This is a genomic window from Paraburkholderia sp. SIMBA_054 (assembly GCF_046534875.1).
Classification (GTDB): Bacteria; Pseudomonadota; Gammaproteobacteria; order Burkholderiales; family Burkholderiaceae; genus Paraburkholderia; species Paraburkholderia hospita.
The window spans coordinates 1-243 of sequence record NZ_JAWRXV010001496.1 but is presented as its reverse complement, the minus strand read 5'-3'; the positions used below and the strand labels follow the sequence as shown (position 1 = coordinate 243).

Sequence of the window (243 nt, the reverse complement as noted above, 5' to 3'; positions counted from 1 at the left end):
ATGGGCGGTTGCGACGCGGTGAAGAGCGTGATCGTCTACAAGCGCACGGGCGGCAAGATCGCGTGGGACGAAGCCCGCGATCTGTGGATGCATGAACTCATGCAAGCCGAGTCCGATCAATGCGCGCCCGAGTGGGTCGGCGCGGAACATCCGCTTTTCATCCTCTACACGTCCGGTTCGACGGGCAAGCCCAAGGGCGTTCAGCACAGCACCGGCGGCTATCTGCTGTGGGCCGCGCAAACC

General features: G+C 63.8%; 1 protein-coding gene. It reads left to right on the top strand.

Translation table 11 applies throughout. The features are described from left to right. Positions 1–243: AMP-binding protein (locus SB822_RS60020; RefSeq protein ID WP_410859500.1), on the top strand; the 243-nt coding region annotated here is incomplete at both ends.